Raw genomic sequence first — 16827 nt, 5'->3', positions numbered from 1 at the left:
TCCATCCTCCCCCATGCCGAATGTAAGCCCGTTTACGCCAATGTGAATGTCCCACATCCGAAATGGGTGTATTTGCCGATATGAAGTATGGATGCCAATTCAAGGCATGGGATGATCTCTTTTGGAAGAGGGCCAAAGACATGTTTTCCTGTCCACTGCCCTGGACATCCCTTCGAGACGTTTTTTAGGTCCTTGAAAAGCAAAGGCGTTTGAATTACCTGTTCAAAGGCTTCTTGTAGAATGAGCCTCCATTCATCATCGAGAATATCTTGTGGATAACCGGCTGTTTTGCGTCTCCCCTGGAGCAACGAACTCAAACGTGATGCCAGTGCTTCCAAAATAGCTTTCATGACGGGGCTCCGGCCCTCTGGAATATCTCCCTGATCATCGGCATGGCCTGGTTCCTTCTCCTTGGCAATGCCTTCGAGTTCAAAGGGTGTGAGCCATATCAGTTGTCTGAAAGCACTCTCAACGTGAGAGCCAAACGTCAACCCTTCAGCCCATTGAGACGCGCTTGGCTGGGGTCGGAGGTCCAGTCGCCCGTCACTCACTATGGGATCCCAGCATGATCCTCGAGCTGCGTAGACTGCATGAATGTCGAATCTTCCCCAGATCCTGTTTGGTCGGTTCCACCTTTCATCCGAAGTGTAGCCAGCTTCTTCCATTGCCGGAAGGATCGTTTCCAAAAAAAAGCCGTGATCCGCGGCATCCCCCAAAAGTTTCAATTCCCAGAAAATCAGCTCTCCAAATCCATAAGTCGTTTTTCCGGGATACTCAAAGAGCACGGCATCAATGGGCCATGATACATCAGGGAAAACCGTTGATTGGAGCGGTTTTTCGCCTTTCACGGGATGTGCATCGAAATATTTATTCAACGAGGATAAGGCCTTTTGCCATCGAGCAGCTTCCCGGCTGGGAAGGCGGTTGGAGATGATCGTACCAATAACATGAGACAACTCGACGGCAAAGCACTCCGGCAGCGTTACCAGAGAGCTGTTGACCCGCCATGTTACGAGATAACGAATCAGTTTAATCTGCTTGAATGAGTTGTACGTAGTCGAGAAGCTCATAGAATACTTTGATCCGGTTCTTTGGCCATTGTCTCATTTTCCATGCCGTCAACATGTCCCTGGCTCGCTGTTCCAACCTTCCCAAAAATCTTCCCCAGTAAAACTGGGATTCTTGCTTATCTCGAATGCTCAGCAAGTCACGGAATTCCTGTTGTTCTTCCGGACGGAGCAAGGCACGGAATATTTCCGCCATTTCCAGCAGCTTCAAGAAATCCGAGAGATCAAAGGTCAGCATTCCCTTCAGATCGCGCAGGCGAGGGTTGAGCAGTTGATAGGGAGCCGAGTAAAAACGAATGTGCATCTGCCCCATGGGCAGGTAAAGATCCCGGTGGACGGCCCTGCACAGAATATCTCCCATACAGGTCCTCGTTCCCGCTCCGGTGGTCGGAAATATCTGTAAAATTCCACGAAGATCGAATCCGTAGTAAATGGTGAGATCCTGAAGCCAGGGTCTCAATTCCCGGCGATCCATCACAATAAGAAAATGGTTGGCGTCATGGATATAGGAGCCGAGCAGATGCTTGTTTCGGTTTTTACCTTCCCATTGAAGTATTTCTGTGGGCAATTGATTGAAGAATCCCCAGAGAATTGCCGCATGACGGGATGCTGTGGACAGGCCATGGACTCGCTGAAGGATTTCGCTGCAATCCTTACAATAAGGCTCCCCGGCATCTATGCGGGGATAGATCCAGCACCGCTGGCAGGGTCCCTCCGTTGCGGAGTGAGGAGCCCCTATTTCCGTGCGGGTCAATGGAAAATCAGGATTTTCGGAAAGGTATCTCAAGGTGGCCAAAAGTTCAGCACCAGTCCTGCTGCGGCGCAACCAGTCAAATCCGTTGAGCATCTAACGCCTTCCGCAGTTCGGAGTGATGGTGAATCACTTTAGGATTGATCCATTCTTCGAGGCTTATGGGTAACTGCCCGGCTTGATCCCTCTTTCCCTTTCCTGAATACCGATCTGCCCAATCCGTAAGAAAGCTCTCTGGCAGGAGCTTCAAGCGCAGACTGCCAAACCCGAGATAGCGGCCCTTTCCCATTTTGTGGGCAAGGCCCTGTTCCAATGCTATGCACCAGAGCAGCCTTTGAAGCTCCTCTTTTTCCAGATTCCAGAAACGGAGGGTAAAGCGGCACAGCCCACCGGGTAGAATGGCCTTGATGTAGTCGGCTCTTGGAGTATCCGGCTTGAAATCATCCAGTTTTATCACACAGGGTGCGAGGGGCGCGTGAGGAAAGATCCTCCAGCTTCCGGCGATATGCAGAACCGATGCCTGCTGCTTGGGAATCTTTTTCCATTGGCCATCGACATAATGCCACATTCCGTAAGGGTACGGCACCTTGAACCAGGCGGTTTCCGCTTTCTTGAACAGAGCGAAATCGAAGGAGAGCCTTGCCATGATGGCCTGGTTCGGGCCGCTTCCTACCCAGCCAAACAGGCTATCCGTAGGATTGAGCCGACTGATGTCGTGGCTGGCCTTGCTCGAATCGCTTGCAATGGTGTAGATGTGTCGAATCATTCCCCTGATGCTCTTGCTCGGCAGGGCGTAGAGCCTGGAGGGGGCCCTGAGGGATGCTTCCGGGGGGGACATGGAAAAAGGCTCCCAGCCATTGATGACGCCCTCGAGGGGATCATCCGGAACGTGCACAAAGGACGGCTCTCCGCTTTCCTTGATGCTGAGAGGAGTCAGGACCTCCCCTTGTATGGAAAGAACACCGCAATAACCACCGAATGCGCTATGAGAAATGAAGCCCTGTTTCGATCTCGGGGGAGGCTGAACGTCCTTCTTCCCTTTCGGAGCGAGAGGGGCAATGTGCAATGCCTCTTTTGCGGCTTCATCCTTGAGATTGAGGCTGTACCATATTCCGTCGCGAGCGTGAGTTTGCTTCCCGAATAACTTTTTTCCTACGGAGTCTTCCTGGGGCGGTGCTCCTGTAATCCAGTGAATATTCCTGATTGTGCCTTTGACCCAGCCAAAGCCGCATGTTTTTTCTCCGCCCAATGGGATATCGCCCTTCCGGAAGTCCTCGAGCAAATGAGTCAAGATGGAAAATGCCTCCATGTCCTGCTCGCTCAGATTCTGAATATCCAACCGAAGATTGAACGAGAGGTCTTTTCCGAAGGCGAAAAGATAATCCGCTTTGGCTTCTTCGGTAGGACCGCCCGTTGCGGGATCCATTTTCACGCCATCCATGGAGCACCACGAACGGCCAGGAACGAGTGCATCTGTGAGATACGCATCGGAAAAATAGACCAACCCTCTTTGCCCCTGCTCTCCAAACAGCCGATTTAAAATGGATGTCGTTCCAGCCGAGTCCCCCCGCAGGGTCTTCAGCAGTTGGGATGCACGTTTCCTGAAGGCGCCTTTGACGGTACTCCCAGGAATGTAGATCTCCCACATACTCTGTTCCTGGGCGGACGGAGCCCAGGAGAGCATCCTCATAAAAACCGTGTCATAGGGTTTACCGTATTTCCTGGAGATTTCACGGTTGGATACTCCTCCGGACCTGAAGTCGGTGTTGTAGGGCTGAGAGAGTTCCTGGCGGGTATGATCGCGGTAGCCTTCGAGGAGTGCAATCAGGTTCTTATCGTTGATAATGCTCTTGTTCAAATTTTTGGAATTGAGCATATGGCGAAATTGCACGCGCTGGTGGGATTCGAGGAATTCCTTCCACGTCGAAGAGCGGATACCTTGAGGGGTATAGTCCGGGCTTAGCCATTGCCACTCCTCGATTTTTCCCTCTCTGAGCATGTTCTTGATGTGAAGGTGCTCTTCCCGGACGGCAATCTCTTCATCGATCCAGCTATCGCTTTGAATCAACCGTATCTGTTGATCCACCTGCTGGAAGAACCCTGGAAGGATTTTGGCACACTCCTGGGACAAAATGGATGCAAGAGCCGTTTCATCCTGAATAGCGCCTGCAAGACGATCCCCTGATGCTCTGTCAAAACCCAGTCCCTCAGCTATTTGGGACCATGCTTCAGAATCGAACCGTTTGCCTTTTTTGCGCTCATGAGCAAGGACATCGAGTACGCGTTTGGCCATGTTGGCCTTGGCTCCTAGCTCTTGCTTGACGGCCGCCTCCACTGCTTCCTTGCTCTGGAAATGGCGGTCCGCCAAAGGCAGTATCCGCTCCATCAGCTTTTGGGACAAGGCGTATTTTCCTTTTCCCAATTTTTCCACGGCTGCGGAGGGCAAAAACCAGGTTTCTTCTTCCCTGCTCGATTGCTCCATCAGCCAAACAGCCAGGATTCTTGGAAAAAACTCGCTGAACTTCTTTTTCCAGTTCTCCGGGCTGAGAACAGGCCCGCCTATGGTTGTCTCCAGCCTCTTGCGGATCGGCTGGGGAATATCTCGCATCGCTTCTATGAGCTGTCGTCCGTCAATGGCGGCAAAAGCGGGTTTAGAGGGATCGATCTTCCCCCAGGGCCATCCAACCAGGACTGGAGTTTCCAACTTAAAGGAAAGGGATATCGTCAGGTGGTTTGCCTGGGGAGAAACAGAGGGCGGGGATTCACCAGGCGAGAAGGGCAGCTCCATTTCAAGCCGGCAACGCCCCAGCCCTTTGCTCTTTCCTGCTCCGAACCAGAAACGCCCTTCCTTGAGTTCCTGGAGCACAAAGAACAGCCTGCTCCTATTCTCATCCCGTTTCAGAACCGAATCGTTCACCGTCATGGCGAAATCGAAAGCCGCGTTTTTATACAGAGTTTCCATTTTGTAGTTCGCATTGGCTTCGGCCGCCCATCGATCCTCGTTCAACTTGATACCCATGCGTATGTCGAAGAGGTGATCTCTGGAGTAGCTTTTCTCCTGAAGGCTACAATGAACTTTAGTAATCAATCCTTCAGGTATCGATGAGCCATACAGCCTGAACCACAGTTGATTGAGCAGCCCTGTATTTTTCCCGCTGCGCGATCTGCCGATGAATGCATCCATGAGAGCTTCGGCGGTTCCTTCTATCTCACCGGCCAGAGACACCAGCCGTTGGGTCCCGTCTCCATCTCGTGTAAAAAGAGTTTTTCTCGCATTCCCTCTGTAGATTGGGGACTCGGCAAAAAGCTTTCCTTTCAGGATCATGCTTTTCTCCTTTCGTTCAGGGCGCTGGAATGGCTTCTGTACCGATTCGGATAATGAGGTCGGAAGTTATTTGGCAGCACGTAAAAGATGTCGCTGAAGACATATAGGAGGCAAACCACTATTTGAATCTTTTCAGCCCCTCATTGACTGCATCCAGATTGAATGCTTCCGGGTCGAAGCTGCCGCCTGTCCATTCGATCATACTCCCGTGCTCAGGATGTCCTGAGTCTTGAATCACCGTCTCTATTCAAGGCGTTAGAGGATGTCTGAAAATTTCCCCCTTGAGGGGGGTAGGGGGTGTCAAGATTTCGCGAACCAGAAAAACACCCCCCCCCTCAAAGGGGGGAATCGAAGCAGGTTCGGCTCCCAAGCAGAAGAATTTTCAGACAGCCTCTTAGAGCCGAACCCCTTTGGGATTTGCTCAAATATAGAGCTTGCCATTGAAGGCAAAATGAGAGTTTTCTCCAAGAGGAATAGCCAAACGTTCCCGATCGGTATTTCTGAGATTATCCGATGATGAAGCAGACAAAACCTGTTTACCTCCGCACACCTGTAATCTATTACCATTGTCTGGCGGATGGTGCAAGTAACAGGATAGCAGGAAGCGGTGAGTGGCATGCGAGTGATTATATCTCGGCAGCTGCTCTGGCGGATTAAGGAAAACCGGAGTATTCCAGGATAAGTGCAAAAAAGGCTCCTCACTTTAACTCTGGTTTCGACAATATCTATCGATGAATACAGCCGTGTTCGTTTTGCCGGAAAGGTTCAGGCGTCCTCTGCGTGTTGAATACTTCGCCCGCAATTCTGAAAGGATACATTGAGCGAGCGGTTGCACGGCCAAGGATGGTATGACTTTGAGTTGCCCCAGCTTCTCCAGTTTTTGTGCGCGCAGGGCTTGTTCACGGTTTTGCGGAAAGGGGTAGACCAGAGCCCGGACTCCGGTGCTGAGAATATCCATGCAGGTGTTGTAGCCTGCCATGCTGATGGAAAGGTCCGCATGGGCCAATTCCGACAGGAAGTCCAAAGAAAAAGGGAGCAATTGAATGTCGGCATCGCCCGCCGCCAGATCGGTCAAATTCTTTCGATCCGAGGCTTCCATGAAAGGCCCTACAAAAACTCTGAGGTGAAGGTCTTCATCGGCCAGCATTTGAACCGCTTTTATGGCCGAACTGAGAAGTTCGATTCCCACTCTTCCTCCCCCACTGCTCACCACAATGATTTTTCCCCTGTGTGCTTCCACCTGGACAGGAGCATCCCTCACGATGAATCCAGTGTAGAAGATTGGAATTTTAATTTCACCGATGCGTTCGAAACTCTCTTCCAGGGGGATGAGTTCGGGATCGGAATGCACCAAAAGCAGATCGAAGTAGCGGTTCAGGATATCGAGAACCCCTTTTTCATACGCCGCCTGATCTTTCTTTTCCACCAGGATGTCACGCAAACTGCATACAACCCTTGTGGACGGTCTCTGTTCGTGGATTTTATCCAGCAGCGGAATCAATTCAAATCGGAACTGTTTGCGTCCAAAAGGGAAAAGTTCGGTAACGAGCACGTCGGGGGAAAATTCTGTGAAGGCATCCATGAGCATCTGCTTGCGCCCGGTTTTGATTTCTTCAAGGGTTCCTTCATGAATTTCAAGAGTCTTGAAGTCTGCGTCCATCATGATGGGCGGAAGGATGAACCTTTTTACGTGGCGAGGAGGAACAAAGCCGGGCAAGGGATCTCCCCCCTCGACGAAGAGAACCTCATGTTCATGCAAAGCCTTTGCGACCTCCATGCTTCTGAAAAAATGTCCGATTCCCAGAACGTGCTGGCTGTAAAGCATGATTTTCACTGGTTTGTCTACCCCGTGAGTGAAGTGATAGGAAAGTGCTCTTTGGGAGGTTTCCGAGTAGCAGGTCCTCTGAAGATAGTCAAGAAGTTCTCAAAGAGTTTTTTTCACTTCAATTTTTCAGACCGCTGAAGTCCCTTTCCCAACGGGTCAAGGTGTGGACGTTTATCCTTGAACCGTTACCCATCTATAAAATCTCACAATTATGTAAGAGCTACGTATACAATTTTGTAGCTATTTTATAGTGAATTTCCAGATTTTGCCCAAAGGGTACTTTTTGTTAAAGTGCATAAATTCATACACTTATATCCTTATTCATGCTCGATTGGGAATGATGGCACACTCGCTGCTCTATAGGCAGTCAACTCAACTTGAATGAAAAGGAGAAACAGCATGAGAAAGATCGCAATCTACGGCAAGGGCGGAATCGGAAAGTCTACCACGACTCAAAATACAGTAGCTGGTCTGGCGGAAATGGGACGAAAGGTCATGGTAGTGGGCTGTGACCCCAAGGCGGATTCAACCCGGCTGCTCCTGGGCGGGCTTTCCCAAAACACGGTGCTCGATACCCTTCGAGCCGAAGGTGAAGATGTCGAACTGGAAGATATCCGTAAGATAGGTTTCAGCGGAACCATCTGTGTGGAATCGGGCGGTCCGGAACCCGGTGTCGGATGCGCCGGCCGCGGGATCATCACCTCCATCAACCTCCTGGAACAGCTCGGTGCCTACGCCGACAGTGAGAAGCTGGATTACGTTTTCTACGATGTACTGGGGGACGTTGTGTGCGGTGGGTTTGCCATGCCCATCCGGGAAGGCAAGGCGCAGGAAATCTACATCGTTGTATCCGGTGAAATGATGGCCATGTATGCGGCCAACAATATCTGCAAGGGTATCGTGAAATTTGCGGAAGCGGGCGGCGTCAGGCTGGGGGGGCTCATCTGCAACAGCCGCAAAGTGGACAATGAACAGGAGATGATCGAAGCGTTCGCCAAGAAATTGGGAACCCAGATGATTCACTTCGTTCCCCGGGAGAATATGGTTCAGCGAGCCGAAATCAACAGAAAAACCGTAATCGCTTTCGATCCCGCTCACCCGCAGGCGGATGAATACAGGACACTGGCCAAGAAGATCGAAGACAACCAGATGCACGTGATCCCCAAACCCATGCACACAGACGAGCTGGAAAAGCTTCTCATTGAATACGGGCTGGCGGGCTGAGAACAGTAAGAGACCAACGAGAGAATAGATAGGAGACTCCCATGTTGATGATCAGATCCATCGTAAGACCTGAAAAGGTAGATAATGTTCTTGCCGCTCTTATGGAGGCAGGATTTCCAGCGGTAACCAAGGTTTCAGTTGTGGGACGCGGCAAGCAACGAGGTATCAAAATCGGAGAGATCACCTACGACGAAATTCCAAAAGAGCTGTTGCTGACCGTCGTGAAGGATTCGGACAAGGACTTCGTCATCAAGACGGTGATGAAAGCGGCCAGAACGGGAGAAAAGGGCGCTTTTGGTGACGGGAAGATATTCATCACTCCCGTCGAGGAAGTCTACACCATCAGCTCCGGAATCAAAGAGACGCCTTCTGGCGAACCCGAAGAGGTGAAGATATGAAAGAAGTCATGGCGATCGTTCGTATGAACATGATGAACCAGACCAAACGGGCACTTTCCGAAGCCGGCATCTCTTCCATGACGGCCAAGGAAGTCCTGGGTCGGGGCAAGGGCCTGGTGGATTACAAGCTGCTGGAAGGCGCGGAAAAGGGGTACGAGGAAGCTGTTGCACAGCTCGGGCAGAGCCAGCGCCTCATACCCAAAAGGCTCATTCTCGTTGTCGTGCCCGATAAGCTGGTTTCCAAGGTGGTCAAAACCATCGTCAAGGTCAATAAGACCGGTAAGTCCGGAGATGGAAAGATCTTTGTCATGCCGGCGATGAACTCTTTCAGCGTAAGGACCGGTGAGAGCGGCGACAGCGTTCTGGATGAAGTGTAGAGCCGGCAATTTTGATAGGGGAGAAGACGCAATGTCCTCGATATGCGATGAAAAAATAAACTTTGAAGATGTGTGTGACCGCATTGATCCGGAAGAGCTCAAAAAGGAGATTCTGGAGAAATATCCGACCAAGGTGGCTCGCAAACGCGCCAAACAAATCGTAGTCAATAGAATCGCGACGTGCAATGAGGTCCAGGAAATCGGGGCCAACGTGAGAACCATTCCGGGCATCATCACTCAGCGCGGCTGCACCTACGCGGGGTGCAAAGGGGTTATCATGGGGCCGACCCGTGACATCGTGAACATCACTCACGGTCCCATCGGCTGCGGTTTCTACAGCTGGCTCACCCGTAGAAACCAGACCAAACCTCCCACGGAAAACGATGAAAACTTCATGACCTACTGCTTTTCAACAGACATGCAGGACAAGGATATCGTCTTCGGGGGTGAAAAAAAGCTGAGAGCGGCCATTCAGGAGGCTTACGACCTCTTCAAACCCAAGGCGATCAGCATCTTTTCCACGTGTCCGGTAGGCCTCATCGGCGATGACGTCCATTCGGTGGCTCGCGATATGAAGGAAAAACTGGGCATCAACATTTTTGCCTTCAGCTGTGAGGGCTACAAGGGGGTGAGCCAGTCGGCGGGCCACCACATCGCCAACAACGGGATTTTTACTCACGTTGTCGGGCTCGACGATACGGTAAAAGAGGGAAAGTACAAGATCAATCTCCTCGGGGAATACAACATCGGTGGGGATGCTTTTGAAATCGATCGCATCCTGAAAAAATGCGGCATCACCCTCATTTCCACCTTCAGCGGAAACTCGAGTTACGACCAGTTTGCCAATGCGCACACGGCGGACCTCAATACCATCATGTGTCACCGTTCAATCAATTATGTTGCTGAAATGATGGAGGAAAAATTTGGCATACCCTGGATCAAAATCAACTTCATCGGTTCTGAAGCGACGGCGAAATCCCTCAGGAAGATCGCCCAATACTTCCAGGACCAGGAACTCATCGACCGGGTGGAAGAGGTCATTGCCGAAGAGATGCCGGAAATCCTCAAGGTTCGAGGGGAGGTTCGACCCCGGTGTGAAGGGAAGACGGCCATGCTCTTTGTAGGGGGGTCCCGCGCCCATCATTACCAGGAACTCTTTAAAGAGATCGGGATGAAGACCATTTCCGCCGGATATGAATTTGCACACAGGGATGACTATGAAGGCCGAGAAGTTATACCAACCATCAAGGTCGATGCGGATAGCCGAAATATTGAGGAGCTTGAAATCACACAAGATCCCGATAGATACCGCCCGCGAAAGAGCTCTGAAGAGTTGGAGCGGCTCAAGGCGGAAGGGTTTAAATTCAAGGATTATGATGGAATGATGCGGGAGATGGACAGTGAGACCCTGGTCATCGATGACATCAGCCAGTACGAAACGGAAAAGCTCATTGAAGTGTTCAAGCCTGCCATCTTTTGCGCGGGCATCAAGGAAAAATATGCCGTACAAAAACATGGAATCCCGCTGAAGCAGCTTCACAGCTACGATTACGGCGGGCCCTATGCGGGATTCAAGGGTGCCATCAACTTTTACAGAGAAATCGATCGCATGGTGAACAGCAAGGTTTGGAGCTACCTCAAGGCCCCGTGGCAGAAGAGTCCGGAACTCTCCGCGAAATATGCGTGCGATTAGAATAAGAGGAAGGATCAGGCTTATGTTGCTCAGACACACACCCAAAGAAATCAGAGAACGCAGCGCCTTGACCATCAATCCGGCCAAGACCTGTCAGCCCATCGGCGCCATGTATGCGGCCCTGGGGATTCACGGCTGTCTTCCTCACAGCCACGGTTCGCAGGGGTGCTGCGCCTACCACCGCAGCACCCTCACCCGGCATTACAAAGAGCCTGTCATGGCGGCTACCAGTTCATTCACGGAAGGATCGTCGGTCTTCGGCGGGCAGGCCAACCTGGTGCAGGCCATTGACAACATTTTCACCATTTACGAACCGGAAGTGATTGCGGTCCACACCACGTGCCTTTCCGAGACCATCGGGGATGATATCCCTCAGATCACCCGCAAGGCCGAAGCGGACGGCAAGATTCCCAAAGGCAAGTATGTCATTCATGCCAACACACCGAGCTATGTGGGGTCTCATGTGACCGGTTTTTCCAACATGACGAAAGCCATGGTGGACTACTTCGCGGTATCTACGGGGAAAAAAGAAGACTGCATCAATATCGTTCCGGGATACGTCGAACCTGCGGATATGGAAGAAATCAAACGAATCGCCGGTGAACTGGGGGTGCGGACCATCCTTTTCCCCGATACATCCAATGTTCTCAACCGTCCCCAGACGGGAAAGTTCGAAATGTTCCCGAGGGGCGGAGTTACCGTCGAATCGCTGGTCAAGACCGGAGACAGCAAGGCTACCATCGCTCTCGGGCACCTGGCTTCGGGGCCTGCAGCCCGGGCCCTCGACACCAAGTGCAAGGTGCCCTGCGAAATCCTGGACCTCCCCATAGGGCTCAGTGCAACGGACCGGTTCGTGGATGTTCTCAGAAAACTTGCAGGAGTACACGTGCCGGATTCCATCAACCTGGAAAGGGGACAGCTTCTGGATGTCATTGCCGACATGCACCAGTACTTCTACGGGAAAAAGGTGGCCCTGGTGGGAGACCCCGATCAGCTGATCTCTCTTACAGAGTTCCTGGTCTCCATCGACATGATGCCCATTTATGTGGTGACGGGGACTCCGGGCAAGAAGTTCGAATCCAGGATCAATGAGATCACGAAGGATGTGCCTCACGAAGTGAAGGTGAGAGCCGAAGGCGACATGTTCCTACTGCATCAGTGGATCAAGAATGAACCGGTAGATCTCATGATAGGAAACACCTATCTGAAGTACATTTCACGCGACGAGGACATACCCTTCGTTCGATTCGGTTTCCCCATCCTCGACCGCATCGGGCACAGCTATTTCCCTACGGTCGGCTACAGGGGCGGATTGCGCCTTCTCGAAAAGATTCTGGATGCCCTTCTGGATCGTCAGGACAGGGATTCATCGGAAGAGGGCTTTGAACTGGTGATGTAGATGAATCTTTTGGAAACAATGGGTTCTGTGAGGGGCAGAGGTTCGATAAGAGTGCCTTTTGCGAAAAGGAACAATTGAATTCTCTGCCGAAGCGGAGAGGAAACCCCTCAAGAGGAAACATGACATGCAAAAACCGGATTACCACATATTTGTATGTGCCAGCTTCAGGGGCACCGAAGCCAAGGGAAAATGTATCAAAAAGAATTCTATGAATCTGATTCCATACTTTGAAGAAGAACTTGCAGATCGCGGTATGAATGCGATGGTCACCACCACCGGATGTTTGAAGCTGTGCGAGGAAGGACCCGTTGTCATCGTCTATCCCCAGGGATACTGGTACAGGGGCGTAGTCGATGAAGATGCTGTGGATGCCATTCTCGATGCTCTCGAGGAGGACGAACCGGCAACCGAATATCTTCTCGCATAGCCTCGACCATGAAAGGATACAGTGCAGCGAATCGGGAGTGTTCGGATTCCATGGCGAAGAACAACCCGTGACACCTGAAGTTGGAGAGAGCCTTGGGACCCGAATGCACTCACCGATGTACCGAGCGACGGGCAGAAGTCAAAAAGCCGCGGGAAAAGAGGAAAGTCATGAGTACTGAAAATGTTGTCATCTTCAAGGAACGAAAAGACCAAATACACAGAAAGGGAAAAGAACCCTTCGAGATTTCCTGCAACAAAGAAAGCCTGGCAGGAGCTGTCAGCCAGAGGGCTTGTGTGTTCTGCGGTTCCCGGGTGGTGCTCTATCCCATAGCGGACGCTCTGCATCTGGTGCACGGACCCATCGGCTGTGCTGCCTACACATGGGACATTCGGGGAGCGCTCTCCTCGGGACCGACTCTTCACCGTCTGAGTTTTTCCACGGACTTACAGGAAAAGGACGTCATTTTCGGTGGTGAAGCCAAGCTCTACAGGGCTCTCGTGGAATTGATCGACCGTCACAGTCCCAAGGCGGCCTTTGTGTACTCGACCTGCATCGTGGGAATCATCGGGGACGATCTGGAGTCCGTATGCAAGCGGGTGAGCCAGGAAAAAGGAATTCCCGTCATTCCCGTGCAGTCGGAAGGGTTCAAGGGCAACAAGCGTGAAGGCTACCATGCCGCGTGCAGCGCCATGTTTCGACTCATTGGAACGGGCGATACGACGGGAATATCGCCTCTCAGCGTGAACATCCTGGGGGATTTCAACCTGGCGGGTGAAATCTGGATCATCCGCGATTATTTCAAGCGCATGGGCATTGAAACGGTTGCCAACATCACGGGGGACGGACGGGTGGAGGAGATCCGCCGGGCTCACGGGGCCGCTCTGAACGTGGTCCAGTGTTCGGGTGCGACCATGGACCTGGCGAAAATGATGAAGGATGCTTACGGCATTCCTTTTCAAAGGGTTTCCTATTTCGGAGTGGAAGACATGGCCGAATCTCTCTATACCGTGGCCCGGTTTTTCAGCGGAAAGGACCCGGAAATCATGGGGAGGACCCGGGAACTCGTCAAGGAAGAGCTCTCCGTGCTCTACCCCCAGTTACAGAAGTACCGAGAGGCCCTCGAGGGGAAAAAGGCCGCCATCTATGTGGGGGGCGCCTTCAAGGCCTTTTCTCTGGTCAAGGCGTTTCGCATCCTGGGCATGAAAGTGGTGCTGGTGGGTTCTCAGACCGGCACGGAAGAAGATTACCAGGAACTGCATGAGATCACCGATGATGGAACGATCATCGTAGACGATTCAAACCCCCTGGAGCTCTCTTCGTTCCTCAAGGAAAAAGAAGTCGATGTCTTCGTGGGGGGAGTGAAGGAAAGGCCTATCGCATACAAGCTGGGCGTGGGCTTTTGTGATCATAACCATGAGCGCAAGGAACCCCTGGAAGGTTTCGTTGGAATGCTCAATTTTGCCAAAGAGGTTTACATCTCCGCAGTAAGTCCCGTGTGGCGGTTTGTTCCCAGGAAGACCGGAAGAAAATACCACTGAAACGGAAAACATCTTCAAATTCGAAGCAACCCTTGTATGCCGCCATCCGGCGCTTCCGGAAAGAGAGGTCAAAGCGATGAAACGATCCACTTCGCCCTATGTATCCACCACAAACGCCTGCAAGCTTTGCAAGCCGATGGGGGCATGTCTTGCCTTTCGTGGAATCGAAGGAGCCGTTCCCTTCCTGCATGGATCTCAGGGATGCGCAACCTATATGAGGCGCTACATCATCAGCCATTACCGGGAACCCATGGACATTGCATCCTCGTCTCTGGGGGAGAAACATGCGGTCTATGGCGGGGAAGCGAACCTGAAGCAGGGGCTGCAGAATGTAATGGCCAAATATGGAGCAGATCTCATCGGTATCGCCACAACCTGCCTTACTGAAACCATAGGTGACGATGTGCCCATGATCGTGCGGGCCTTTCGCAAGGAAATGGCCGAGACGCATCAAAACGATGATCTCCCGTCCCTGGTGAACGTCTCGACACCCAGCTATTCGGGGACGCACATGGAAGGTTTTCACGCGGCGGTAAAATCCGTGGTGGACCAGTTGGCCGGATTGGAGGAGAAGACGGACGCCGTCAATGTTTTGCCCGGTTTTGTCTCTCCGGCGGACATCCGGTATCTCAAGGAAATTATGGAGGACTTCGGGCTTCCGCCGATTGTTCTACCCGATATTTCAGAAACATTGGATGGCCCGGCTGCGGAAGAGTATGAAAAGATTCCCTTGGGAGGGACTCCCATTGCTCACATCAAGAATATGGGAGGCTCCCGGGCCACGATTGAATTCGGAAGAACCCTCGCCCGTGAAACCACGGCAGGGCGACTCCTGGAGGACCGTTTTGGAGTGAAGCTCCACGGACTGGGTATGCCCATGGGGTTGCGCGAAACGGATCGCTTTTTTGAAGCACTGGAAGAGATTTCAGGTTCCCCCACGCTCATAAAGCACGCCTCGGAACGGGGGCGGCTCATCGATGCTTACGTGGATGGCCACAAGTACCTTAGCGAGAAACGGGCGGTCATTTACGGTGAAGAGGATCTCGTGGTCGGATTGACCTCCTTTCTCGTCGAGATCGGCATCAAACCGGTTCTCTGTGCGTCGGGCGGGCGCAGCGGGCACTTCCGGGAAGCCATCGAACAGGTTACGGGAGAGATCCTTTCGGAAACTCCCATTGTGAAAGAAGGGGTGGACTTCTACGAAATCGCCGAAGAAGTGGAAGCCCTCTCGCCTGAGCTCCTCGTAGGGCACAGCAAAGGATATCACCTGGCAAAGAAATGGAATATCCCCCTGGTTCGGGTGGGATTTCCCATTCACGACCGCTTCGGAGGACAGAGAATCCTTCACCTGGGTTACCGGGGAGCGCAGAACCTGCTCGACCGTATTGTGAATGCTCTCATTGAAAAGAAACAGATGGATTCGTCTGTGGGCTATGGCTACATGTAAAAAGAGTCGTGGCTGAAAAATAGAAAAGGATAGGGACCATGACAACTACGCTGAATCTCGATCGACACCCCTGTTTCAATGTTGAGGTCAAAGGAAAATGCGGCCGGGTCCACCTTCCCGTAGCTCCGCAGTGCAATATCAAATGCAACTACTGTAACCGCAAATATGACTGTGTGAACGAGAGCCGGCCAGGGGTCACCAGTGCTGTTCTCTCTCCTGTCCAGGCTGTCGAATATATGGAAAAAGTGCTTGAAAAAGAACCCCGTATCACTGTCGCCGGAATCGCCGGGCCGGGAGATCCTTTCGCCAATGCGTTCGAGACGGTCGAAACCATGCGTTTGATCCGGGAGAAATTTCCTGAAATGCTTCTCTGTTTGGCCACTAATGGATTGAACCTTGCTCCCTATGTGGATGAACTGGCCAGGATCGGCGTTTCCCACGTGACGGTCACCGTCAATGCCGTGGATCCTGAAATCGGTCAGAAAATTTACAGCTGGGTGCGGGACGGAAAAGTGATTTACCGGGGGCTTCGCGCTGCAGAACTCCTGCTGGAACGTCAGTTGGAAGCCATCAAAGCGCTAAAAGCCAAAGGCATGGTGGTCAAGGTCAACACGATCGTGATGCCTGGAATCAACGATCACCATATCGAAGAAGTGGCGAAAAAGATGGCCGAGATCGAAGTGGATGTCCTCAACTGTATGCCCCTCTATCCCAATGCGGATACGGTCTTTGAATCGGTGCACGAACCGAGCCGGGAGCAAATGGTTGAAATACGTAAAAAGGCCGAGGAATATCTGCCCCAGATGCGTCACTGTACCCGGTGCCGCGCGGATGCGGTGGGACTTCTCGGTGAAGACAAAAGCGACGCGTTTCGCGGCTGCCTTTCCGCATGCGCGACTTCCCTGCCTTCCTCTGAAGCGAGGCCCTACGTTGCCGTAGCGACGATCGAGGGACTTCTGGTCAATCAGCATTTGGGGGAAGCCGCCCGTTTCCAGATCTGGAAAAAGAGTGAAGAAGGATTTGAAAAGGTTGCAGAACGGAAGGCCCCTCCCTCTGGGGGAGGCCCGAAGAGATGGGAGGAACTGGCAAGAGTCTTACAGGACTGCCGCGCCGTGCTCGTGAGCGGAATAGGGGAACACCCGAGGAAGATACTCACGAAAACGGGGGTGCTCCCGGTGGAAATGAGCGGTTTCATTGAAATGGGACTGGAGGCGGTTTTCAACGGCCGGAACCTTTCGGAATTCAAAGTCAGGCGAAGCGGCGGGTGCACGAAGGGGCAGGGGTGCCAGGGAGATGGAAGCGGTTGCTAGAATTGGATGTCCGGACAAAGGCTCTGGGGGGAACCCGGCGGCAGGC

At 52.3% G+C, this 16827-nt stretch carries 13 protein-coding genes; 9 read left to right on the top strand and 4 right to left on the bottom strand.

What is annotated here, in order from left to right; translation table 11 throughout:
• Positions 1–32: 32 nt before the first annotated feature.
• The 4 genes from cas6 to QMG16_RS05570 form a co-directional block, all read right to left on the bottom strand.
• On the bottom strand, positions 33–1070 hold the full coding sequence (gene cas6 / locus QMG16_RS05585) for a type III-I CRISPR precrRNA processing endoribonuclease Cas6 (protein WP_281792838.1): 1038 nt from the start codon (positions 1068–1070) through the stop codon (positions 33–35).
• Complete coding sequence (gene cas10i, locus QMG16_RS05580) at positions 1030–1914, bottom strand: type III-I CRISPR-associated protein Cas10i (RefSeq protein ID WP_281792836.1); 885 nt, start codon at positions 1912–1914, stop codon at positions 1030–1032. The genes cas6 and cas10i overlap by 41 nt, the downstream gene beginning before the upstream one ends.
• The gene (cas7-11i, locus tag QMG16_RS05575) at positions 1898–5143 is read right to left on the bottom strand and encodes a type III-I CRISPR-associated gRAMP effector Cas7-11i (RefSeq protein ID WP_281792834.1); all 3246 of its coding nucleotides are present in this window, start codon (positions 5141–5143) and stop codon (positions 1898–1900) included. The genes cas10i and cas7-11i overlap by 17 nt, the downstream gene beginning before the upstream one ends.
• Positions 5144–5846: 703 nt before the next feature.
• Positions 5847–6968: a glycosyltransferase family protein gene (locus QMG16_RS05570; protein ID WP_281797036.1), complete on the bottom strand. Its 1122-nt coding sequence runs from the start codon at positions 6966–6968 to the stop codon at positions 5847–5849.
• A gap of 399 nt (positions 6969–7367) precedes the next feature.
• Here QMG16_RS05570 and nifH point away from each other — a divergent pair, with 399 nt between their 5' ends.
• The 9 genes from nifH (at position 7368) to nifB (ending at position 16781) form a co-directional block, all read left to right on the top strand.
• Positions 7368–8192 carry a nitrogenase iron protein gene (gene nifH / locus QMG16_RS05565; protein ID WP_281792832.1) on the top strand — a complete coding sequence of 275 codons (825 nt, stop codon included), beginning with the start codon at positions 7368–7370 and terminating at the stop codon, positions 8190–8192.
• Between the two features lie 41 nt (positions 8193–8233).
• Positions 8234–8590, top strand: coding sequence for a P-II family nitrogen regulator (locus QMG16_RS05560; protein ID WP_281792830.1), 357 nt, complete (start codon positions 8234–8236; stop codon positions 8588–8590).
• Complete coding sequence (locus QMG16_RS05555) at positions 8587–8967, top strand: P-II family nitrogen regulator (RefSeq protein ID WP_281792828.1); 381 nt, start codon at positions 8587–8589, stop codon at positions 8965–8967. Before QMG16_RS05560 ends, QMG16_RS05555 begins: the two co-directional genes overlap by 4 nt.
• A 31-nt stretch (positions 8968–8998) precedes the next feature.
• Positions 8999–10660, top strand: a complete 1662-nt coding sequence (nifD, locus tag QMG16_RS05550) for a nitrogenase molybdenum-iron protein alpha chain (protein WP_281792826.1) — start codon at positions 8999–9001, stop codon at positions 10658–10660.
• Positions 10661–10682: 22 nt separating this feature from the next.
• The gene (nifK, locus tag QMG16_RS05545) at positions 10683–12059 is read left to right on the top strand and encodes a nitrogenase molybdenum-iron protein subunit beta (RefSeq protein WP_281792824.1); all 1377 of its coding nucleotides are present in this window, start codon (positions 10683–10685) and stop codon (positions 12057–12059) included.
• A 208-nt stretch (positions 12060–12267) separates the two neighbouring features.
• Complete coding sequence (locus tag QMG16_RS05540) at positions 12268–12486, top strand: (2Fe-2S) ferredoxin domain-containing protein (protein ID WP_281792822.1); 219 nt, start codon at positions 12268–12270, stop codon at positions 12484–12486.
• A gap of 167 nt (positions 12487–12653) precedes the next feature.
• Positions 12654–14024 carry a nitrogenase iron-molybdenum cofactor biosynthesis protein NifE gene (nifE, locus tag QMG16_RS05535; protein ID WP_281792821.1) on the top strand — a complete coding sequence of 457 codons (1371 nt, stop codon included), beginning with the start codon at positions 12654–12656 and terminating at the stop codon, positions 14022–14024.
• 76 nt (positions 14025–14100) lie between these two features.
• Positions 14101–15471: a nitrogenase component 1 gene (locus QMG16_RS05530; RefSeq protein ID WP_281792820.1), complete on the top strand. Its 1371-nt coding sequence runs from the start codon at positions 14101–14103 to the stop codon at positions 15469–15471.
• Positions 15472–15509: 38 nt separating this feature from the next.
• Positions 15510–16781 carry a nitrogenase cofactor biosynthesis protein NifB gene (gene nifB / locus QMG16_RS05525; RefSeq protein WP_281792819.1) on the top strand — a complete coding sequence of 424 codons (1272 nt, stop codon included), beginning with the start codon at positions 15510–15512 and terminating at the stop codon, positions 16779–16781.
• Positions 16782–16827 lie beyond the last annotated feature (46 nt).

It is taken from the genome of Desulforhabdus amnigena, assembly GCF_027925305.1.
Taxonomy (GTDB): Bacteria; Desulfobacterota; Syntrophobacteria; order Syntrophobacterales; family Syntrophobacteraceae; genus Desulforhabdus; species Desulforhabdus amnigena.
This window is presented reverse-complemented; position numbering and strand designations above follow the sequence as displayed.